This is a genomic window from Rhodococcus sp. NPDC055024 (genome assembly GCF_053608585.1).
This window is the reverse complement of the sequence record NZ_JBSGVT010000004.1, coordinates 310792-331378: the sequence shown is the minus strand read 5'-3', so window position 1 is coordinate 331378 and position 20587 is coordinate 310792. Positions and strand designations below refer to the sequence as shown.

Genomic DNA, 20587 nt, shown 5'->3' with positions numbered 1-20587 from the left:
ACCCGGCAACCTGACTGCCAATTCAAATGTGAACTACGCCCCCGGGCTGCTCTTTCAAGAGCAACCCGGGGACCGAAACCTAGTTCGCGAGGTCGTCGACCGTCGCAGCTTCGTTCCTGGACAGGTTGATGCCCAGGTTCGCTGCGGCCCGCTCCAAGTCCTCGTCGTCGCCGTCCGCCATCGTGATGGCCGCGCCGTCCGAGGACAGCACCTCCACGTTGAGGCAGAGCGACTGGAGCTCCTTGAGGAGCACCTTGAACGACTCGGGGATGCCGGGTTCGGGGATGTTCTCGCCCTTGACGATGGCTTCGTACACCTTGACTCGACCGACCACGTCGTCCGACTTGATGGTCAGCAGTTCCTGCAGCGTGTAAGCCGCGCCGTAGGCCTGCATCGCCCAGCACTCCATCTCACCGAAGCGCTGGCCACCGAACTGGGCCTTACCACCGAGAGGCTGCTGCGTGATCATCGAGTACGGACCGGTCGAACGAGCGTGGATCTTGTCGTCGACCAAGTGGTGCAGCTTGATGATGTACATGTAACCGACCGAAACCGGGTACGGGAACGGCTCGCCGGAGCGGCCGTCGAACAAGGTGGCCTTTCCGTCGGGCCCGACCATCTGCTCGCCGTCACGGTTCGGCAGCGTCGCGCCGAGGAGACCGGTGAGCTCGTCTTCCTTCGCACCGTCGAACACCGGGGTGGCGATGTTCGAGTCGGCCGGAGCGGACAGCATCTCTTCCGGCAGGGTCGCAGCCCAGTCGGGACGAGAACCGTCGGACGCGATCTGAATGTTCCAGCCGGTCTTGCCGATCCACCCGAGGTGGGTCTCCAAGACCTGACCGATGTTCATACGACGCGGGACACCGTGCGTGTTCAAGATGATGTCGACAGGCGTGCCGTCCGAGAGGAACGGCATGTCTTCCTGCGGCAGGATCTTGCCGATGACGCCCTTGTTACCGTGGCGGCCGGCGAGCTTGTCGCCGTCCTGGATCTTGCGCTTCTGTGCCACGTAGACGCGGACCAACTCGTTGACACCGGGAGGCAGATCGTCGTCTTCGTCACGCGAGAACACGCGGATTCCGATGACCTTGCCGGTCTCACCGTGAGGAACCTTGAGGGACGTGTCACGAACCTCGCGAGCCTTCTCACCGAAGATGGCGCGAAGGAGGCGCTCTTCGGGGGTCAGCTCGGTCTCGCCCTTCGGCGTGACCTTTCCGACCAGCACGTCGCCGTCACGAACCTCGGCACCGATACGGATGATGCCGCGCTCGTCGAGGTCGGCGAGGACCTCGTCGGAGACGTTCGGGATGTCGCGAGTGATTTCCTCGGCACCGAGCTTGGTGTCGCGGGCATCGATCTCGTGCTCCTCGATGTGAATCGAGGTCAGGACGTCCTCTTCCACGAGACGCTGCGACAGAATGATCGCGTCCTCGTAGTTGTGGCCTTCCCACGGCATGATCGCGACGAGCAAGTTCTTGCCCAGCGCCATCTCACCGTTCTCGGTGCAAGGACCGTCGGCCAGAACCTGGCCGGCCTCGACACGCTGTCCCTCGTCCACGATCGGACGCTGGTTGGCGCACGTGCCCTGGTTGGAACGCGCGAACTTGCGCATCCGGTACGTCTTGCGGCTTCCGTCGTCAGCCATCACCGTGACGTAGTCCGCGGAGATCTCCTCCACGACACCGGTCTTCTCGGTGATGATGACGTCGCCGGCATCCACAGCTGCACGCAGCTCCATGCCGGTTCCGACGAGAGGCGCCTCGCTGCGAACCAGCGGGACAGCCTGACGCTGCATGTTCGCGCCCATCAGGGCACGGTTTGCATCGTCGTGCTCGAGGAACGGAATCATCGCGGTAGCGACGGACACCATCTGACGCGGCGAAACGTCCATGTAGTCGATGTCGGAGGACGCGACGAACTCGACCTCGCCACCCTTACGGCGGACGAGAATCTTCGAGTCGGTGAAGCGACCCTCGCGGTCGATGGCCGAGTTGGCCTGCGCGACTACGTGGCGGTCTTCTTCGTCGGCGGTCAGGTAGTCGACGTCATCCGTCACCTGTCCGTCGACGACGCGACGGTACGGGGTCTCGATGAAACCGAACGGGTTGACGCGTGCGTAGACCGACAGCGAACCGATCAGGCCGATGTTCGGGCCTTCCGGGGTCTCGATCGGGCACATGCGGCCGTAGTGCGACGGGTGAACGTCACGAACCTCGAGGCCGGCGCGCTCACGGGACAGACCACCCGGGCCGAGGGCGGACAGACGACGCTTGTGCGTCAGCCCCGACAGCGGGTTGTTCTGGTCCATGAACTGCGACAGCTGGGAGGTTCCGAAGAACTCCCTGATCGCAGCGACGACGGGACGGATGTTGATCAGCGTCTGAGGCGTGATTGCCTCGACGTCCTGCGTGGTCATGCGCTCACGAACCACGCGCTCCATGCGGGACAGGCCCACGCGGATCTGGTTCTGGATGAGCTCGCCGACCGTACGCAGACGACGGTTGCCGAAGTGGTCGATGTCGTCGACCTCGACGGGAACCTCGACGCCGCCCGGAGCCGTCATCGAGGTGTCACCTGCGTGCAGACGCACGAGGTACTCGACGGTGGCGACGATGTCTTCTTCGGTGAGCGTGGATGCAACGATCGGCTGACCCGCGTTCAGGCCGAGCTTCTTGTTGATCTTGTAACGACCCACGCGAGCGAGGTCGTAGCGCTTGTCCTTGAAGAACAGGTTCTCCAGCAGAGTCTGCGCGCTCTCCTTGGTGGGGGGCTCGCCCGGACGCAGCTTGCGGTAGATGTCGAGCAACGCCTCATCGGTACCGGCGGTGTTGTCCTTCTCCAGCGTGGCCATGAGGATCTCGGAGAAGCCGAAGCGCTCCGTGATCTGCTCGGTGGTCCAGCCGAGTGCCTTGAGCAGGACGGTGACAGGCTGACGACGCTTGCGGTCGATACGGACACCAACGGTGTCGCGCTTGTCGACGTCGAACTCGAGCCATGCACCGCGACCGGGGATCACCTTGACGCTGTGCAGATCCTTCTCGGTGCTCTTGTCGACGCTCATGTCGAAGTACACACCGGGGGAACGCACGAGCTGCGAGACGACCACACGCTCGGTGCCGTTGATGATGAAGGTGCCCTTGTCGGTCATCATCGGGAAATCTCCCATGAAGACCGTCTGGCTCTTGATCTCACCAGTGTTGTTGTTGATGAACTCCGCGGTGACGAACAACGGCGCCGCGTAGGTCATGTCCTTGTCTTTGCACTCGTCCGTCGAGGCCTTGACCTCGTCGAATCGAGGGTCGGAGAAGGACAGCGACATAGTGCCGTTGAAATCCTCGATCGGAGAAAGCTCCGCGAGGATGTCCTCGAGACCACCGGACACTGCATTGTCGCCGAGTGCCGCTGCTCGTTCACGCCAACTCTGCGCGCCGATCAGCCACTCGAACGAATCTGTCTGTACGTCAAGAAGCCCGGGAACTTCGAGGGGTTCGCGAACTTTCGCGAACGAAACCCTCTTCGGGGCTCCGGGGATTCCGGAAACTGCCTTGGTCTGGCTAGAGACTGCCAAGATGCGTCCTTCCAGCACCTCACGCGGGCCGCTCCGTGCTGTTGCGACCGCCGCTGTATCTGCTTCGAATTTCGCTGGTTACAACCCGAACGAAACCCGTCGCAGAAAGCAAGAAGTACTTGACTTCGCAGCGGTTGAGACGAGGGGTGGACAGGAGGCAGCCAGCGCAACGTCCAAAAGTACACCCTTACTCAGGAAATGTCGAGTCGGGTGTAGCTGAGGGTCTGATTCAGATACTGACGTGAGACTGCCGATCACTCGTCCGTGCATGTTCACCGATCAGAGTGGACCTTGCGGACCGCCCCGTCAAGGGCGAGAGCGCGTGTCGCAGCATTCGAACATTCGTCGCCTGCATTCGAACACTGCCACCGGAAGTGTAGCGAGCAACGGCGTCACACACGAAAAATCTGGACCGACATCGTGCGTCGGTCCAGATCTTCGCGCTGGTAAGCAGGGGCTACTGGTCGCGAATCTCAGAAATCAGCCAGTTTCCGTCCTGCTTCTCCAGGCTCACGATGACCATTCCGGAGCGAGAGTCTGCCGCCACGCCGTTCTGCGTCGAGCTGACGTTCAGTTGGGCGAGCAACTGTGCCCGGTCCTTCTCGAGTCGCGTGATCCCGATCAGCGGGACATCAGCGGTCGTTGCCGTCTGCGTTTGTTCGACGCCGGCCTTCTGCGTGTCCTTGTATTGCGTCAGTTGGTCACGCATCGACTGATTCAAGCCCTGGACGCCCTTGTCGAAATCGGCGTCGAACGTGTCGGGTGAGAACGTGAAGACTGCGGCCAACGCCGACGGCGTCACGCGGAGAACCTCAGCCGTCGCGCCTTCGTCCACCCAGGCGCTGTCGTCCGTCTTCGCGCCGACTTTGAAGAAGGCGATGCCCGCGAGGATCGCGACGATCACCGCTGCTGCCCCCAGGATCGCGACCAGGCGCCAGCCGGCCCTGGATGGTGGGGAGGTTGTCGCCGACTCCCCCGCGTCCGCCTCCGGGGCAGCGGGGGCCTTCGACTCTTCGGTAGCGGCCTTCGGTTCGGCAGCGACGGTCTTCGCCGGCTTGGTGAGATCGGGGCCTGGTGTGGATTCCGGGGCGTCGGATTCAGGGGCGTCGGATTCAAACTTCGCCGGCTCGGCACCGGAGGCTTGCGCCTTGGTCAGGTTCGGCTTCGCTGATTCAGGTGTCACTGAATCCGGAGCTGCTGCTTCCGGGGTCGCTGCTTCCGGGGTCGCTGCTTCCGGCTGCTCGATCGTGGGCTCGACCGGATCCGAATCGGACGTCCCCGCGGGGACGTTGAGCGAGCGAGCGCTTCCCGCGATCTTCGGCCGACGGTTCTGCGGGGAGGACGGTCCGCCGGTACGACGTTTGGGTGGCATTACGCGCTTCTCCTTCGAGGGATGTCGGTGTGCAGGTTCGTAGAACTACTGGCCACCGGAATCACCGCCCTCGGTTGTCGGTGCAGGAGCACTGGATGCAGGTGCTTCGGTCCCCGAGCCGGGGGCGGGCGACGCACCAGGTGCCGGCGTGGAGCCGTCGGCAGCCGGCAGGGTGCCGGAGCCGAGATCGACCCGCGATCCGACCGGATCGGCCGACTGCGCCTTCCAGACCCCGTCGACCTCGACCATCCCGAGCCGCATCCCGAGCTGGTTCTTGACGAACTGGTTGCCCTGGGTCGTGGTCACTCGAACGACGACCAGAGCCGTGGCGGTCCGGTCATCGGTGTTGAGTTCGGTCAGAGCGGACTGCACAACTTCGGTGTCAGCCTTCGAGCCAGAGTTACGCAATTCGTCGGTGATGGAATCCTGAACGGTCTGCAGATACGTCGTCATCTCGTCACCGGTCACCGAAGAACGCATGTTTTCGATCGACTGGTCGAGATTGGCCGAGTCCGCGTTGTTGAGATTGATCGCGACTTGCTGCGCACCGATCAACGCGTCGTCACGCATCTCGGCGGTGGTGCGGTCGGTGGTGAGCGCCCGAACGTACGGGACGCCGAACACACCGAGCGCAACCACTGCCGCCAGAAGCAAGACACCGACCGCAATCAGAGACGCTGTCAGCCCCTTCGGTTTGCCGGTCGTCGGCGTTCCCGCTTCAACTTGCTCGGGCCCGCCGGACTGCGGGGAACTGTTTCTCTGAATCACACTCACTACCCTACTTACCTGTTTTGCCCAGCCTCTGGCCGCGAATCGTCAACTGCCACAACTCAGTAGCCTGAACTGCACAAACTCGATCACATTCGGATCGGTCTACTTCGGTGTCACTCCGAGCATCGGCGCCAACTGCGTCGCGATCGGGTTGAGGTTCAACTTGTCCGGATCAACCTTCGGCTTGAAGTCCCAAGGCTGGATCGTGTCGGGGTCTGCATAGATCACACGGTTGGCGCTGCGGACACCCGTCTCGCTGCCCAGCGGCACCTCACACGACGCTGCCGTGTTGAGCGGGAAGTCCTGCTGGGTGTCGTCGAAATTGGGATTCTGACGCTTCATCTCGTCCAGGATCGCCATCGTGCCTTCGTAACCCACCGTGCACGAGAGCGGATTGTTGGTCTCCAGCACCAAGCCCTGATGGACCGTTCCGTCGCCGGGAGCAACCGTCGGTGCGGCAGCAGCCAGGCCCGGTAGGAAGATCAGGAACGGCTGCAGCGCGATCGTTCGAGGCGCAAGCGTCTTGGTGGTGGCCGCCAGATTGGTCAGGTCGGTCGTCAGGCTCGGACCGCCCTCGTTGATGAGGGCACCGATCTGATCGCTGGCCGGAATGCCGTTGTCGATCAAGCGTCGGATGTCCGGATCGCTGGTCCGCAACTGCGCCGTGACAGCATCGAGATCGGTACTGAACTGCTTGATCGCGGAGGACTGATCCGACTGCGTCGTCAGTACCGTCTCACTGTTGCGAATCAGCGCAAGTGTCTGAGGCAGGGTATCGAGACCGGACTGCGAGAGGCCGGACAACGAATCGGCCAGGACCTGAATGTCCTCACCCTTGCCGTTGAACGCAGCACCGAGTTCGACGGCGACGGTGTGGAGTGCGTCGACCGGCACGGACTTGACCAAGCCGTTGGCACTGGTCAGGACATCCTCGATCGGGATGGGAGTTGTGGTGTCCCCCACCGCAATCACCGATCCGTCCTCGAGGAAAGGTCCCTGATCGGTATCGGGCTGAAGGTCGACGTACTGCTCGCCGATGGCGGAGCGGTTAGCCACGACTGCACGGGCCGACGCGGGAATCTCCGGAGCACTGTTGTCGATCTTCAGGTCGACCTGAATTCCGTCCTCGGTCAACGACATGTCGCCCACACGCCCGACGGGCACGCCGCGATACGTGACTTCGGCGTTCGTGAAAATTCCACCGGACGTGGCCAGTTCGGTCTTGACCGTGTATTGCCCGAACCCCATGAGGTTGTCCAGACGCACGTACTTGGCACCGACGTAGATGAGACCCAGAAGCGCAACCAAGACAAAGCCCACGAGTTGCCATTTGACCAGAGCTGATCTCACTGTCCATCACCACCGATTCCGAACTGTTCCAGCATTCCCTGGATGGGATTGAGTGGGTCCGCTGCCGGACCCGGGGTTGCCGGGGCACCCGCCGTTGTGGCGGGAAGACCGGCGACGACGGGAATCTGCGGCAGGATCGGAGCGATCGGCAGCAGTGACACCGTCGGCCAACCCGGGCGCGGTCCGTTGCCGTTGTAGTACGGGTTGGACGGATCGACGACCGGCTTGGGATTGCCGAACTTCGGCTGACGGTATTCCGGTTCGCCCTGTCCGACACCAAGACCCGAGAGAGTATTGCCGATCTGCAGGTCAACGCTCAGGAAGAGGTTCACGGAGCCACCCTGCGCAATCTTCTCGACGCCGTCCGGGAACGGGAATGTCGGGAGGAAAGGAAGTGCCCCGACGAAGTCGTCACCGGAATCGGCGAGCGCCTGCAACGTCGGACGGAGAGCCTGAAGGTCAGCAATCAGATCGTCCTTGGACTGTGTGAGAACGTCGGTTCCCACTGTTCCGAGTCGATCCACCTGAGCGAGCATCTGCGTCAGCTGCGGACGCTGCTCGTTGAGAACCTGTGTCGCAACGGGCAGTTCCTCGAGAATCTTGCCGATCTTCTCGTTCTGATCGTTGACTCGACTCGACAGCACGTCGAGTCCGTCGAGGGCGCGCGTGATGTCGTCACGCTGCTCGTTGAGTCCACCGATGAGTGTGTTCGCCTGCTCCAGAAGACTTCTCGTCTTGCCTTCGCGGCCGTCGAACGCGGCCCCGAGTTCTTCGACGATGGGCTGCAACTGGCCGACACCGCCGCCGTTGAGCAGCAGCGACAGCGCGCCGAGAACCTGCTCGATTTCGGTGGCGTGCCTGGTGCGATCGAGCGGGATCAGATCTCCGTCGGCCAGCTTCGCAGAGTCCGGTCCGGACGGCGGGGCCGACAGTTGGATGAACTTCTCGCCGAGCAGGTTCGTCTGCTCGACCGCGGCAATTGCGTTGGCGGGCAAATCAACCGACGAGTCGAGGATGATGCCGACGTCGGCAGTCCATCCGTCCGGTCCGACTGACACGTCGTCGACGCGACCGACGGGAACGCCGTCGACCTTCACAGCAGACTGCGGAACGAGGTCCAGCACGTCGTCGAACTGAATGGTCAAGTGCATCGGATCCGATCCCACATCAGGACCGCCGGGAAGCGGGACCGCGTAGATGCCCTCGGACGAGCAGGCGGTTGCCGAGATCAGGACAGCGCACAATCCGGCGCCGACTATCAATGAACGCTTCACTCGCCCTCCCCGTTTCCACTGGTCAGCCGCGGTGACACGACGCCGGGCACAGTGCCCGGAACTACCTGCATCTGTCGTTCGGAACCGGCAAGGATGCCGAAGGGAAGGTTCAGGCCTGCAGCCTGATTGGCAGCGTCGGTCATCGCTGCGACGTTTGCGCACTGGTCGATTGCCGGTTGCATCTGCCGTCCCAACGCCTCGAACCGCGGATCACCGGGCAATAGCTTGCCGAGGTCCATTAACTTGCAGAGCACTCCGGCCGGGTTCTGAAGATCAGGGAACGCCAGACGTGAAGCCAGCACACCTGATTCGGCGTCGTACGAGTTGACCAGGTTGGAGATCGCCAACGGGAGCATGGTGAGCGTGTTGGCCAGGGCTTCCTTGTTGTTCGCCAATGTCTGTGTCGGTTCGACGAGGCCCTCGGTTGTCTGGACCAGTTGATCGCGGTTGTCCGCCACGAACTTCGCGACGTCGCCGAGTGCGATCGACAGTTGATTCAGGGCGGCACCGAGATCGTCGCGTTCACCTGCCAAGAATCCGGTCAGGTCCGACAACTGAGTGTTGAACTGACGCACCTGCTGATCGTTGGCCGCGAGAGCGCCCACGAACGTATCGAGGTTCTTGATGGTCAGCGAGATGTTGTCACGCGAATCGTTCAGTGTCCGTGCGGCATCCGAGAGGTTGGTGATGCTGTCCCCCAACGCTTCGCCGTTGCCCTCGAGGTTTGCCGCGCCCGTCTCGACGAAATCGGACAACGCACCATTCTTGTTGGCACCTTCGGGACCGAGCGCCGACGCGAGTTCGTCGATGCTGGAGTACAGCTGGTCGACCTCGACGGGCGTCGCAGTCTTCTCGATCGGAATGACCGCGCCGCTAGCCATCTTGTCGCCGCCGGTGAAGACCGGTGTCAACTGGATGTAGCGATCGGCAACCACCGAAGGCGTGATCTGTGCGGCACTGGCGCCTGCGGGGATGTCGATCCCACGGTCGACACGCAACTCGACCTTGACCTGATCTCCCTGAGGTTCGACGGATTCGACGGTACCGACCTTGACACCGAGAACACGAACGTCGGAACCGTCGTAGATACCCACCGACTTGTCGAAGTAGGCGGTGATCTTGGTCGTTCCAGCGCGAGTGAACACCCACCACAGCGCGCCACCGATGACGAGTAGCCCGATCAGAACAGCGGCGATGATCGCAATCGAGCGCTTCTTGGAGCTGCTTCCGGCTTCGGCAGTATCAGCCATCAGTTGCCTCCCAACGTACGAACGGGGTCACGGTAGCCCGGAATATCCGGCAGACCCGGCGGAAGGAGGTTCACGACGACCTGGTCGAACCAACGGCCGTTGCCGACCACGTTGGCGTACAGCCGAATGAAGGGTTCGTAGAGCTTCAGTGCCTTGTCCAAGTTCTCGTTGTTGGCCTTCAAGATGTCGATGACGCCGTTGAGCTGCGTCAACGCCGGCCCGATTGCCGCCTCGTTGTCACGAACGAGACCGGTGAGCTGCTGCGAGACTCGCTGCGTTCCGGTGAGGAGCTGCGAAATCGCTTGCTGACGATTGTTGAGCTCCTGCACCAGAAGTCCGCCGTCTCGGATGAGCTGCGTGAATTCCTTGTTGCGATCGGCAAGGATCTGTGACGTCTTCCCGGTCGCGTCGAAAAGCTTCTGCAAGTCCTGATCGCGGCTCGCGATCGTCTGGGACAACCGGCTGACACCGTCGAGCGAGGCTCGCACGTCGCCAGGTGTCTCGGAGAAGGCTTGGGACAAGGTCTCCATGCTCTTCGCCAACTGGTCGGTGTCGATGTCGCCGACCGTGTCCGCCGCGGCCGAGAAAGCCTGAACAACGTCGTACGGAGACGTGGTGCGCTCGAGCGGAATCCGGTCCTTGGGATCGAGGTTGTCGGTTCCGCGCGGATCGAGTGCGAGGTACTTCTGCCCCAGAATCGTCTTGATCTGGATGGATGCCGAAGTTTGATCGCCGACCCACGCGTCGCTGACCTTGAAATCGACAAGTACGCGATCTCCGTCGAGATCGACGGAGGTGACCTTTCCGACCTTCACTCCGGCGATACGAACCTCGTTGCCGGGCTTGAGCCCAGCGGCTTCGGAGAACTCCGCGGAGTAGGACGAGCCTGCCCCCACGAATGGAAGCGAATCGAGGAAGAACGCTGACAACGTGGCCAAGAGCACCACGAAAATACCGATGGCTCCGGCCATTGCCGGACTGCGACGTTTACTCATCGACCTTGCAACTCCCTCATACCGTCTTGAGTGCATCGCGTGGCCGCGTTGGTGTAGATCGGCTGGTTGACCGTCGGCAGGCCGGTGGGCAGATTCAGCGACGCAGACTGTCCGGGACCGGCGACGATGTCGATTCCACACAGGTAGAACTGGAACCAGGAACCGTAACTCGCGACGCGAGCGAGCTTGTCGAGCTTGACCGGCAAGGTCTCGAGCACCGCATTCACGTCGTCACTACGACGGTTGAGTGTGGTCGCCAACGTGTTGAGTGCCGTGATCGAGCCCTGGATCGACGGCCTTGTCGGCTCGAGCAGATCGGCCGTCGCGTCGGTCAGGCCGGCGAGTGAGGTGACGGCCGAACCGACCACACCACGCTCGTTGGCCAACCCGGTGACCAGTTGCTGGGTGTTGACGATCAGCGAATCGAGGTTCTTGTCATTTGCGTTGACGGTGTCGAGAACGTCGTTGAGGTTCTTGATCACCGCGCCGATGACAGCGTCCTTGTCGGCAACGGTGTTGGTCAGGCTCGCGGTGTTGCGTACGAGCTCACTGATGGTGCCCGACTCACCCTGGAAGACCTGGATGATCTGGTACGACAGCTTGTTGACGTCGTCGGCGCTCAGTGTGGTGAACAGCGGCTTGAACCCGTTGAAGAGCGTCGTGAGGTTGACCGCCGGACGCGTCTGCGCCAACGGCAAGGTGTCGCCGCCGGTGATCTTCTTGCCCTGGCTACCTTCACCTTGTGAAAGGGAGATGTACCGCTGCCCCACCAGGTTGCGGAACCGGATCGTGGCGATGGAACTTGCCGGCAACCAGTCACGGTCGGACACCGAGAACTGCACCTCGGCCTGGTTGTCGTTGACGATGGCGATCTTCTCGACCTGCCCGACACGAACTCCGGCAATGCGTACCTCGTCGCCCTCGTTCAGCGAGGTGACGTCGGAGAAGACGGCGTTGAACTTGGTACCGCCACCGCCTCCGAGGTTGGCGATACTGGCCGCCAGCAATCCTGTCGCCAGGACGGTGACCACCACGAAGATGATGAGCTTTGTCAGCGGAGCTGCGAGTCCTCTCATTGGACGCTCACCTCCGCACCGGCGAATGCCGGAGCACTGACCATTGTGGTCCACGCCGGAACGTCGTCCGGCGCAACACCGTTGGCCTGTCCGTAGATCACCTTCAACGTATCCTCTTCGAGTCGCGAGCCCGCGTAGCCGGCCTGCTGTGCAGGACCACTGTTGTTGGTCGAGAAGAGCTGCGGTCCGGAGCCCTCGGGTGCGGGCAGGAATTCCATGGTCGCGGGTCCTGGGTTGCGGGACGGCACCTGGTAGGAACCGTCACCGTACGACCCGCCGGGGTACTGCGGGAACGGGCGGCCGGGCTCGGTGACGTTGTCGTAGCAAACCGGGCCGCGGTTGTCGACGAGCCGGGGCTCGTCCTGGTTGGGCAGGTAGCGGCCCTTGGGGTTCACGATCTGAATACTGGCACGCACACCGGGATTGGGCGCGTCGGTGGAGAGAATCTTGGCCGCTTCCGGAGCGGTGTCCGAGAAGCCCTTGAACGTGCACCCGAACGTCGGCGAGTACTGCGCCAACAGCTGGAGCGCTTCGGTCGAATCCGCGGCAAGTGTGATGATCGAGGACGAGTTCGTCTCAAGGAATGCTGCTGTGTTCGACGAGGTCGCGGTGAGCGACGCAAGGAGTGTCCGCAACTGATCCTGCTTCTGCACCACCGTGTTACCCGTGGTCCGCAGATTGTCGAGAGCGTTGACCAGATCGGGCGCAGCGTCCGAGTACGTCTGGGAGAAGTCCGCGAACTTACGCAGATCCTCTTGCACGGCAGGTAGTTCGGTGTTGACGCCGCGGAAGATCTCTTCGAGACGATCGACGGTCAAACCGAGCTCGGCACCGCGGCCCGTCAGGCCCTGAGCGAGAGACCCGAGAGTGTTCGCCAGATCCTGCGGCGGAATGGCCTGCAGGAGTGGGAGCAGCCCGTCCAGAACGTCACCGACCTCGACAGCGTTACCGCTCTTGTCCTGGTGAATCACCGTTCCCGCGGAAATCGGGGTCGCGGTGGTTCCCTCCGGAATGATCAGGGAGACGTATCGCTCACCGAAAAGCGTCTTCGGAAGCAGACGCGCCGTGACGTTGGACGGAATCAGATCAGCCTTGTCCGGTTCGATCGCGAGGACCGACGTGACCTGGCCGTCTTTTGTCGACGCGGATCGCACCTCGCCCACCAGCAACCCGCGGACCTTGACGTCCGCGTTGGGCGGCAAAGCATTTCCGACGGTGTCGGTCACGAGGTCGATCTTCACGACGTCCTTGAACGTCTTGTTGAAAGTTCCGATGGTGAAGGCCAGGAACAAGGCCAACACCACGAAGAACACGAGTCCGAGCACACGGCGGCGCAGGACTGACGGAGCCTCGATCATCCGGCCACCCTCACTGTCGTCGTGGTGCCCCAGATTGCGAGGCTGAGGAAGAAGTCGAGAACGGCGATCGTCACGATGGCGGCGCGAACAGCGCGGCCGACGGCCACGCCCACGCCTGCGGGACCACCCGAGGCGTGGAAACCGTAGTAGCAGTGGATCAGGATCAGCACGAAGGCGAAGACCAGGACTTTCGCAAACGAGTACAGCACGTCCTGCGGTGGCAGGAACAGGTTGAAGTAGTGGTCGTACGAGCCCGTCGACTGCCCGTTGAACACCGTACTGATCACTCTCGAGGCGAGGTACGCCGCAAGCAGACCCACGATGTACAGCGGGATGACGGCGACGAAGCCGGCGATCATGCGCGTCGTGACCAGGAACGGCACCGACGGAACTGCCATGACCTCCAATGCGTCGATCTCTTCGGAGATACGCATGGCACCGAGTTGAGCGGTGAAACCACAACCCACCGTGGCCGAGAGCGCAAGAGCCGCAACGATCGGAGCGATCTCACGGGTGTTGACGTATGCGGAGAGGAAGCCGGTCAGGACCGAGCTACCCAACTGCTCCAGAGCGGCGAAGCCCTGGAGGCCGACGACGACACCGGTGAATCCGGACATCATCGCGATGACGCCGATGGTTCCGCCGATCACTGCGAGCGCACCGCTACCGAAGGTCACTTCGGCGAGTAGTCGAAGCGTCTCCTTTCGGTACCGATGCAGGGTACGCGGGGTCCACGCGATGGCGCGCGCGTAGAACGACATCTGCTCGCCCGCGCGGTCCAACGCGTTCACTGGAATTCTGGCTACTTTGCGACTCTTCAGCAGGAACTGATCGCCGCGGCCTCGTGCGATGGTCATTTAGGTCAAGATCCCTTCGCCGGCACGATCTGGAGGTACACCATCGTCAGAATCAGATTGGCGAAGAACAACAGCAGGAACGTGATGACGACGGCCTGGTTCACCGCCTCACCGACGCCCTTCGGGCCACCGGACGGGTGGAGTCCCTTGTACGCGGAGATCACACCAGCGATGACACCGAACACCGCGGCTTTGATCTCACCGCTCCAAATGTCCGGTAGCTGCGCAAAAGCTGAGAACGACGAGATGTAGGCACCGGGGTTACCGCCCTGCAGGATCACGTTGAAGAAGTAGCCACCCGCGATACCGACCACGGACACCAGTCCGTTGAGCAGTACAGCGATCAGCACCATCGCGAGTACTCGCGGAACCACCAGGCGCTGAATCGGATTGATTCCGAGGACTTCCATCGCGTCGATCTCTTCGCGGATGGTTCGTGAACCGAGGTCGGCCGTCACGGCCGATCCGGCCGCACCGGCGACCAGCAACGCTGTCACCAGAGGGCTACCCTGCTGGATCACCGCCAGGACGCTGGCAGCGCCGGTGAACGATTCTGCACCCAACTGCTTGATCAGCGAACCGGTCTGCAGTGAGACGACGGCGCCGAAAGGAATGGCTACCAATGCCGTCGGCAAAATCGTCACGCTGGCGATGAACCAGGCCTGCTCGATGAACTCACGGAACTGAAATGGACGCCGGAACGTATTCCTGACGACGTCGACAAACAGTTCGACGATGTTTCCGGCCTGAGTTAATGCTCCGTTGACCGGACTCAGAACCGAGTTGCGGGTAACCCCCATCCGATATGCCTACCCTTGCCCGTGTGTCGTGTTTCCGTAGGGATCGCCCTCGTATGCAGGAATGACCTGCGTGTCTTGCGAGTTGTCGTTCCACTCCCCCTGATAGCCGCTCGCTTCGGCGTACTGGGGATCGTACTGCCCAGTTCCGTCAACCTCGTCCAGGCTGTCCTGAATTGCCGCCTGAGCGTTAGCTGGGAGGGTGTGCATGATCTGGCGGACGCGCTCCTGGCGACGACGAACAGCCTGACGCTCCGGATTTCCGGGGGTGGCCTTCATCTGCGGCACGATGCCCTCGACGTCGTCGACACCACCAGCGTGGTGACCGGCGTCGACGAGCGCCTGCTCGTGCGCCATCTGCGCCTCGTCCTTCTCCTCCGACATACCGATCGGACCGATCATCGTTCCGTTGAGGAACTGCTTGACGACGGGTTCGTCCGAGGTGAGCAGAACCTCACGAGGACCGAACATCACCAACTGGCGACGGAAGAGCATGCCGATGTTGTCCGGCACCGTGCGCGCGAGGTTGATGTTGTGCGAGACGATCAGAATCGTCGCGTCCGACTGCGCGTTGATGTCGATCAGTGTCTGGCTGATGTACGTCGTACGCACCGGGTCCAGACCGGAGTCAGGCTCGTCGACGAGGATGATCTCGGGGTCGAGAACGAGTGCACGCGCCAGACCGGCACGCTTGCGCATACCGCCGGAGATCTCGCCGGGGAGCTTGTCCTCGGCGCCGACCAGACCGGTGAGATCCAACTTCTCCATCACGATCTTGCGAATATCGGATTCCGACTTCTTGGTGTGCTCACGAAGCGGGAAGGCGATGTTGTCGTACAAGTTCATCGAGCCGAACAGAGCGCCGTCCTGGAACAGAACGCCGAACAGTTTGCGGATCTCGTAGAGCTCCTTGGAGGAGCACTGCAGGATGTCCGTGCCGTCGATGACGATGGAGCCTTGTTCAGGGCGGAGCAGTCCGATCAGGGACTTCAGGAACACCGACTTACCGGTACCCGAAGGCCCGAGCAGTGCACTGACCTCACCCGCGGGAAGTGTCAACGACACGTCCTGCCAAATCCTCTGCGACCCGAAAGACTTTGTCAGTCCTTGTACCGCTACCTCGACTCCCACCATTACCTCCGCGACGTCCGTTGCATGCATGCACCCGTGTGGGTTGGGTCACTCTATCGCATGGGAGTGGTACCCGTGACTGCGAATACTACTAACGAGTAGGGAAGAAGCATAATTCAGGTCACAGCCTAGTTCGGACACCCCTCCCACCTGCATGGATTCCGACATATCGCCCGCGAAAAAAGTTCAAAAAAAGAGGGCCACTCCCCGTGGGGAGTGGCCCTCTTCGTTACTACTCGCGAAGAGCAGCGGGAAAACCGTCTTACTTGATGACGATCTTTGCGCCGGCAGCTTCGAGCTTTTCCTTGGCAGCCTCTGCGGCGTCCTTGGCAACCTTCTCGAGGATGGCCTTCGGAGCGCTCTCGACGAGGTCCTTGGCTTCCTTCAGGCCGAGGCCGGAAACGACCTCACGGACGACCTTGATGACCTGGATCTTCTTGTCGCCAGCCGACTCGAGGACGACGTCGAACTCGTCCTGCTCTTCAGCAGCTTCTGCGCCGGCAGCCGGTGCGCCTGCAGCGGCGACGGCGACGGGAGCAGCAGCGGTGACCTCGAAGGTCTCCTCGAATGCCTTAACGAACTCCGAGAGCTCGAGGAGGGTGAGCTCCTTGAACTGGTCCAACAACTCTTCGGTGCTGAGCTTCGCCATTGTGGCGGTCCTTCCTGTAAGTCCCATGTCGCTGATCCGCGACCGGGCGGGGTTATAGCAGTGATGCGCGGGTGCGGATCAGCTTTCGGCTTCGGCCTCGGCCGGAGCCTCGGTGGCAGCCTCTGCGGGGGCCTCTGCGGCTCCGCCTTCTGCGGCCTTCTTCTCCTGCAGTGCAGCAGCCAAACGGGCAAACTGCGAAGCGGGAGCATTGAAAAGCCCTGCGGCCTTTGCCAAGTTGCCCTTCATCGCGCCGGCAAGCTTTGCCAACAGGATTTCGCGGGATTCGAGATCCGCGATCTTGTTGACCTCTTCCACGGACAGCGCAGCGCCGTCCATGTAGCCGCCCTTGATGATGAGCGCCTTGTTGTCCTTAGCGAAGTTCTTCAGAGCCTTCGCAGCGTCGACCGGTTCGCCCTTGATGAATGCAATGGCGGTCGGACCAACGAACAGGTCATCAAGGCCCTCGATGCCAGCCTCTGCGGCGGCACGCTTGACCAGGGTGTTCTTGGCGACGGAGTAGGTGGCACCTTCTCCGAGAGCGCGTCGCAGTGTCGTGATGTTGCCAACCGAAAGGCCACGGTATTCCGTGACCACAGCGGCGGTCGAACCCTTGAACTGCTCGGTGATTTCCGCAACTGCGGAAACCTTCTCAGGCTTTGCCATACTTCGCCTCCTCTCGTGACAGTCGTTGTCCCACTCAGGAACCGCTGCACCTCATCGGGGATGAACCCGAGAAGACACAACCCGCGACATGCAAAACGCCCCGGCGCAAGCGCACGGGGCGTACAGAGGAAACATGAAGAAGAGGCTTACGAATCAGCGTAACGATGCAACGCAAAGCAGTGCATAACCAGGCAAACTGTAGAACCACTACATCAAGCTATCCCCCTACCTCGTTCACCTACGTGGGCCGCCGGGCACTCCCGGACTTTCAACCACACTCATCACTGAGCGCAATCACCAACGGTCTTGGGTAGAACATGATTTTGGGGTGAAGTTCATATCCAGCACTGAACTCCGGGTCGAAGACTACCTGACTGCTCGCTGCATAACCAAATCGGGTTCGTCACGCCCCGCTTCTTCACGCACCTATAGCCCTGGCGATCTTGTGCTCGATCTCCGCCCGAGCACGATCCGGCAAGACAAGCAGTCCTTCGAGTTCCTTGTGGGCCTTCCTGTACGCGCTCTGACGTTCCTGCGGCGTCGCGCCCTCGTCCATGGCCAGTCGCAACAGACGCTACGCTCGTACCAGACGCTCTTGTTCGACGAGGGTGAAGCCGCTGCGTCGGCGGCGTTTGGCTTCCGCTTCCGCGATTTCGAAGGCGATCGCGTAAGCGTGCACCGACTCGCGGTACTCGGTTTGTGCCTGCTGGTTACCGATCATCGTCTCCGGATTGCCTGGTCGGAAGAGATCGGCACGGTATTTGGCTCGATGAAAATCGGCGGTCAACGGCTCGCGCATGTCCGTCATCATCGGGGTGTCGAGCAGCGTGACCGGGTCGAGCTCGTACGAGAACCATCTTGCGTCGACTTCGTCGTGCTGTTCGACGGCTTTCGCCAGCTCGCGACGCTGTGTGTCCTCGTCGGCGTGATGTTGTGCGTTGGCTTGGGCGATGGCGACCTTGGTCTGCTGTTTGAGCCGGAAACGCTCCTGCCGGCGCTCGATCCGCCTTTCGTTGGCAACCGCGATACCTTTCAGCGCCCCACCGATGGTGCCGCCGAAAACGAACAGCAGCCACCAGAAATTTCCGAGGAACTGGAACGCTTCGTGCATACACCCGATGATGCCACCGCTAGATCGATACCACCGCTGGACCGATACCACCGGCGGGGATCACTCCCCTCCCGAAACAGACAAGAAGGCCGGCAGGGAGTGATCCCTGCCGGCCTTCTTGTTCGTATGCGGACTGCTTACGCGTCTGCAGCATCCTCGAGGAGGTTGCGAGTACGGTTCGGATCCACCGGGATGCCCGGACCGGTGGTGGTCGAGACCGTGATCTTCTTCACGTAGCGGCCCTTGGCCGACGAGGGCTTCGCACGCAGGATCTCGTCCAGGGCTGCGCCGTAGTTCTCCACCAGCTTCTCATCGTCGAACGATGCCTTGCCGATGACGAAGTGCAGGTTAGCCTGCTTGTCGACGCGGAAGTTGATCTTTCCGCCCTTGATGTCGTTGACAGCCTTGGTGACATCCGCCGTGACGGTGCCCGTCTTCGGGTTCGGCATCAGGCCACGCGGTCCGAGGACACGGGCGATGCGGCCGACCTTGGCCATCTGATCAGGAGTCGCGATTGCGGCGTCGAAATCGACCCATCCACCCTGGATGCGCTCGATCAGGTCTTCTGCACCGACTACGTCAGCGCCTGCAGCCTCTGCTTCTGCTGCCTTCTCGCCAACAGCGAACACGATGACGCGAGCGGTCTTACCGGTGCCGTGGGGCAGGTTGACCGTTCCGCGGACCATCTGGTCAGCCTTACGGGGGTCGACGCCCAGACGAACTGCAACCTCAACGGTTGCATCCATCTTGGTGGACGACGTCTCCTTGGCGAGCTTTGCAGCCTGAAGCGGGCTGTAGAGCTTGTCTGCGTCGATCTTCTCAGCGGCGGCGAGGTACGCCTTGCTGCGCTTTGCCATTTGTTCTGTCCTTACTTATCACTGCAGTGAGTTACTTGGTGCAGTGGTGAATGGTTCAGTTGTGGTCGGGGCCTGGCCGGCCCTCCCACGTCATGCTGTGGAGCGGGCTACTAGCCCTGGACCGTGATGCCCATGGAGCGAGCGGTGCCGGCGATGATCTTCGCGGCCTGCTCGATGTCATTGGCATTGAGGTCTTCAGCCTTGGTCTTCGCGATTTCGCGCACCTGATCCATGGTCACCGAGGCAACCTTGGTCTTGTGCGGTTCGCCGGAGCCCTTGGCGACGCCGGCTGCCTTGAGGAGCAGCTTGGCGGCGGGAGGGGTCTTCAGCTTGAAATCGAAGGTCCGGTCTTCGTATACCGAGATCTCGACCGGCACAACGTTGCCGCGCTGGGACTCAGTCGCCGCGTTGTAGGCCTTGCAGAACTCCATGATGTTCACGCCGTGCTGACCGAGCGCGGGACCCACGGGAGGTGCAGGGTTAGCCTGACCTGCCTGGATCTGCAGCTTGATGAGCCCGGCGAGCTTCTTCTTCTTTGGGGGCATCTCTAGTTCCTAGTTTCTAGCTTGGGTGTGTGTCTTGCGTCGAACAAATTGCAAGTTTTGGGGTGGTCAGATCTTCGCGACCTGGTTGAAGTTGAGCTCAACCGGGGTTTCACGACCGAAGATCGACACGAGAACCTTGAGCTTCTGCTGCTCGCCGTTGACCTCGCTGATGCTGGCCGGAAGGGTTGCGAACGGACCGTCCATGACGGTGACCGACTCCCCGACCTCGAAGTCGACCTCGATGAGGGGCTTGCCGAAGGACTCGGACGGCGCCTCGCCTGCTGCGACGGCGGCCGCTGCAGCCTGCTGCTTCTTCTGCTCCTGCTGCGGGAGCAGGAACTTGACGACCTCGTTGAGGGTCAGCGGCGAGGGACGCGACGTGGCACCGACAAAACCGGTGACACCAGGCGTGTTGCGCACTGCGCCCCACGACTCGTCGTTGAGCTCCATGCGAACGAGGATGTATCCGGGCAGAACCTTGCGGTTGACCTGCTTGCGCTGGCCGTTCTTGATCTCGGTGACCTCTTCGGTGGGAACTTCCACCTGGAAGATGTAGTCACCTACGTCGAGGTTCTGAACGCGAGTCTCGAGGTTGGTCTTGACCTTGTTCTCGTAACCGGCGTACGAGTGGATGACGTACCAGTCACCCGGGGCGCGACGCAGCGCAGCCTTCAGTTCGGCAACGGGATCCTCGACCTCGAGCTCGGCGGCGGGAGCGGCCTCGTCGGAGTTCTCGGCATCGTCGGAGATGACGTCCTCGGTCGCTGCAGTGTCGGCAGCGTCTTCATCAACGTCTGCATCGGTGCCTTCGACAACGTCTGCATCGGTGCCTTCGGCAACCACGACGTCTACTTCGGCTGCCGCCTCGGCAGAAACACGCTCTTCGGCCAAAGCCTCATTCGTGTCGTTCTCGGGGGTGCTCACTGGGGCACTCGCTTCCTCTCGTTACTCGGACCCGGGTCG

17 protein-coding genes and 1 pseudogene are annotated in these 20587 nt (G+C 61.8%); all 18 read right to left on the bottom strand.

Translation table 11 applies throughout. The features are described 5' to 3' along the window. Positions 1 to 79 precede the first annotated feature (79 nt). Positions 80 to 3586 carry a DNA-directed RNA polymerase subunit beta gene (gene rpoB, locus ACWF6P_RS12405; protein WP_452621178.1) on the bottom strand — a complete coding sequence of 1169 codons (3507 nt, stop codon included), beginning with the start codon at positions 3584 to 3586 and terminating at the stop codon, positions 80 to 82. Between the two features lie 439 nt (positions 3587 to 4025). Beyond that, positions 4026 to 4940 carry a hypothetical protein gene (locus tag ACWF6P_RS12400; protein WP_452621177.1) on the bottom strand — a complete coding sequence of 305 codons (915 nt, stop codon included), beginning with the start codon at positions 4938 to 4940 and terminating at the stop codon, positions 4026 to 4028. A gap of 45 nt (positions 4941 to 4985) precedes the next feature. Further along, positions 4986 to 5714: a hypothetical protein gene (locus tag ACWF6P_RS12395; protein ID WP_452621176.1), complete on the bottom strand. Its 729-nt coding sequence runs from the start codon at positions 5712 to 5714 to the stop codon at positions 4986 to 4988. Between the two features lie 99 nt (positions 5715 to 5813). After that, the gene (locus tag ACWF6P_RS12390) at positions 5814 to 7061 is read right to left on the bottom strand and encodes an MCE family protein (RefSeq protein ID WP_452621175.1); all 1248 of its coding nucleotides are present in this window, start codon (positions 7059 to 7061) and stop codon (positions 5814 to 5816) included. Further along, complete coding sequence (locus ACWF6P_RS12385; RefSeq protein WP_452621174.1) at positions 7058 to 8335, bottom strand: MCE family protein; 1278 nt, start codon at positions 8333 to 8335, stop codon at positions 7058 to 7060. The genes ACWF6P_RS12390 and ACWF6P_RS12385 overlap by 4 nt, the downstream gene beginning before the upstream one ends. Further along, positions 8332 to 9585 (bottom strand): MCE family protein, encoded by a 1254-nt coding sequence (locus tag ACWF6P_RS12380; protein WP_452621173.1) that lies wholly within the window; start codon positions 9583 to 9585, stop codon positions 8332 to 8334. The genes ACWF6P_RS12385 and ACWF6P_RS12380 overlap by 4 nt, the downstream gene beginning before the upstream one ends. Further along, positions 9585 to 10580, bottom strand: a complete 996-nt coding sequence (locus ACWF6P_RS12375; protein WP_230812152.1) for an MCE family protein — start codon at positions 10578 to 10580, stop codon at positions 9585 to 9587. Before ACWF6P_RS12375 ends, ACWF6P_RS12380 begins: the two co-directional genes overlap by 1 nt. Continuing rightward, positions 10577 to 11656 (bottom strand): MCE family protein, encoded by a 1080-nt coding sequence (locus tag ACWF6P_RS12370; protein WP_378447182.1) that lies wholly within the window; start codon positions 11654 to 11656, stop codon positions 10577 to 10579. The genes ACWF6P_RS12375 and ACWF6P_RS12370 overlap by 4 nt, the downstream gene beginning before the upstream one ends. Next, positions 11653 to 13014 (bottom strand): MCE family protein, encoded by a 1362-nt coding sequence (locus tag ACWF6P_RS12365; RefSeq protein WP_230812150.1) that lies wholly within the window; start codon positions 13012 to 13014, stop codon positions 11653 to 11655. Before ACWF6P_RS12365 ends, ACWF6P_RS12370 begins: the two co-directional genes overlap by 4 nt. Further along, complete coding sequence (locus ACWF6P_RS12360) at positions 13011 to 13871, bottom strand: MlaE family ABC transporter permease (RefSeq protein ID WP_003941894.1); 861 nt, start codon at positions 13869 to 13871, stop codon at positions 13011 to 13013. The genes ACWF6P_RS12365 and ACWF6P_RS12360 overlap by 4 nt, the downstream gene beginning before the upstream one ends. A 5-nt stretch (positions 13872 to 13876) precedes the next feature. Beyond that, positions 13877 to 14671 carry an MlaE family ABC transporter permease gene (locus ACWF6P_RS12355; RefSeq protein WP_003942038.1) on the bottom strand — a complete coding sequence of 265 codons (795 nt, stop codon included), beginning with the start codon at positions 14669 to 14671 and terminating at the stop codon, positions 13877 to 13879. Positions 14672 to 14680: 9 nt separating this feature from the next. Further along, positions 14681 to 15802: an ABC transporter ATP-binding protein gene (locus tag ACWF6P_RS12350; RefSeq protein ID WP_007728450.1), complete on the bottom strand. Its 1122-nt coding sequence runs from the start codon at positions 15800 to 15802 to the stop codon at positions 14681 to 14683. A gap of 259 nt (positions 15803 to 16061) precedes the next feature. Further along, entirely contained in the window at positions 16062 to 16448 is a 387-nt protein-coding gene (gene rplL / locus ACWF6P_RS12345) for a 50S ribosomal protein L7/L12 (protein ID WP_003941857.1), read from the bottom strand. 78 nt (positions 16449 to 16526) lie between these two features. Further along, positions 16527 to 17111: a 50S ribosomal protein L10 gene (gene rplJ / locus ACWF6P_RS12340; protein ID WP_378447180.1), complete on the bottom strand. Its 585-nt coding sequence runs from the start codon at positions 17109 to 17111 to the stop codon at positions 16527 to 16529. A gap of 418 nt (positions 17112 to 17529) precedes the next feature. After that, a pseudogene (locus tag ACWF6P_RS12335) lies at positions 17530 to 18222 on the bottom strand (hypothetical protein). A gap of 137 nt (positions 18223 to 18359) precedes the next feature. Next, a complete protein-coding gene (gene rplA, locus ACWF6P_RS12330; RefSeq protein ID WP_003941982.1) occupies positions 18360 to 19079 on the bottom strand; it encodes a 50S ribosomal protein L1 in 720 nt (239 codons plus the stop codon). Between the two features lie 110 nt (positions 19080 to 19189). Continuing rightward, on the bottom strand, positions 19190 to 19624 hold the full coding sequence (gene rplK, locus ACWF6P_RS12325) for a 50S ribosomal protein L11 (protein ID WP_003941896.1): 435 nt from the start codon (positions 19622 to 19624) through the stop codon (positions 19190 to 19192). A 66-nt stretch (positions 19625 to 19690) separates the two neighbouring features. Further along, entirely contained in the window at positions 19691 to 20548 is an 858-nt protein-coding gene (gene nusG / locus ACWF6P_RS12320) for a transcription termination/antitermination protein NusG (protein ID WP_452621172.1), read from the bottom strand. Positions 20549 to 20587 lie beyond the last annotated feature (39 nt).

What these genes read in the sequence shown, in the direction of transcription:
- ACWF6P_RS12400 (WP_452621177.1), bottom strand. Translation starts at nt 4,940, where the DNA reads ATGCCACCCAAACGTCGTACCGGCGGACCGTCCTCCCCGCAGAACCGT.
- ACWF6P_RS12380 (WP_452621173.1), bottom strand. Translation starts at nt 9,585, where the DNA reads ATGGCTGATACTGCCGAAGCCGGAAGCAGCTCCAAGAAGCGCTCGATT.
- ACWF6P_RS12375 (WP_230812152.1), bottom strand. Translation starts at nt 10,580, where the DNA reads ATGAGTAAACGTCGCAGTCCGGCAATGGCCGGAGCCATCGGTATTTTC.
- ACWF6P_RS12370 (WP_378447182.1), bottom strand. Translation starts at nt 11,656, where the DNA reads ATGAGAGGACTCGCAGCTCCGCTGACAAAGCTCATCATCTTCGTGGTG.
- ACWF6P_RS12365 (WP_230812150.1), bottom strand. Translation starts at nt 13,014, where the DNA reads ATGATCGAGGCTCCGTCAGTCCTGCGCCGCCGTGTGCTCGGACTCGTG.
- ACWF6P_RS12360 (WP_003941894.1), bottom strand. Translation starts at nt 13,871, where the DNA reads ATGACCATCGCACGAGGCCGCGGCGATCAGTTCCTGCTGAAGAGTCGC.
- ACWF6P_RS12355 (WP_003942038.1), bottom strand. Translation starts at nt 14,671, where the DNA reads ATGGGGGTTACCCGCAACTCGGTTCTGAGTCCGGTCAACGGAGCATTA.
- ACWF6P_RS12350 (WP_007728450.1), bottom strand. Translation starts at nt 15,802, where the DNA reads ATGGTGGGAGTCGAGGTAGCGGTACAAGGACTGACAAAGTCTTTCGGG.
- rplL (WP_003941857.1), bottom strand. Translation starts at nt 16,448, where the DNA reads ATGGCGAAGCTCAGCACCGAAGAGTTGTTGGACCAGTTCAAGGAGCTC.
- rplJ (WP_378447180.1), bottom strand. Translation starts at nt 17,111, where the DNA reads ATGGCAAAGCCTGAGAAGGTTTCCGCAGTTGCGGAAATCACCGAGCAG.
- rplA (WP_003941982.1), bottom strand. Translation starts at nt 19,079, where the DNA reads ATGGCAAAGCGCAGCAAGGCGTACCTCGCCGCCGCTGAGAAGATCGAC.
- rplK (WP_003941896.1), bottom strand. Translation starts at nt 19,624, where the DNA reads ATGCCCCCAAAGAAGAAGAAGCTCGCCGGGCTCATCAAGCTGCAGATC.